Origin of the sequence: Streptomyces olivaceoviridis (assembly GCF_014650115.1) — a bacterium.
In the GTDB taxonomy this organism is placed as follows: Bacteria; Actinomycetota; Actinomycetes; order Streptomycetales; family Streptomycetaceae; genus Streptomyces; species Streptomyces olivaceoviridis.
The window spans coordinates 1-679 of the sequence record NZ_BMUI01000124.1; the positions used below are offsets into that span (position 1 = coordinate 1).

Here is a 679-nt window from a genome sequence, read left to right on the forward strand (position 1 = left end):
TCGCCGGGATCTTGGCCTCCTGCCTGGGCCCGGACGCCTCGAACTACCATGCGGTGATCGCGGTCCGCGCTCCCGTCGCCACGCAGGACACGGACGGCGTGGTCATCGCCGTCAACTCCGCCCACCAGTACGTGCAGTGCGAGGCGAAGGGCCACAAGGGCACCAGCATGTCCGTCCCGCCGACGTTCATCAACGACCGCCTGTGGGGCACCGGCCACCTGATCGAGTTCTTCGACAGCTTCAGCGAGCCGGCCGACGGGGAACAGACCCTCTCACTGGGCGCCGGACACTACACACCCGACGTCGCCAAGATCACCATCAGCTACGGCGACAACCCGACGCAGTACCCGGCGCTCATGGCAGACGGCGCGTTCGTCTACACGGCGGCCATCTCCGGCCTCGAAGGGAACTCCCCCTCCCCGGCCCCCTACGTCCACGCCTACAACGCAGCGGGCCAGGAGATCTACAACCAGCAGACGGAACCCACCGCCAAGCAGTAACACCCGTCGCCGCAAGCCCTCGCTGCGGCCCCGGCACTCTGCCCGGGCCGCAGCGACCACAACGACCACGCACTCCCCCTCAAAACGCGGGTCCGGTGCGCCCAGCCCTGCTCCCCATCCCCCTCGGGAGACCACTGCGAAGCTTCGGGCACCGTGGCCTGTCGCCGCGGCGGTGAACC

Annotated in this window: 1 pseudogene; it reads left to right on the forward strand. The window is 69.1% G+C overall.

From position 1 onward, the window contains the following. A pseudogene (locus IE273_RS43190) lies at window positions 1-500 on the forward strand (hypothetical protein); the annotation flags it as partial. Window positions 501-679 lie beyond the last annotated feature (179 nt).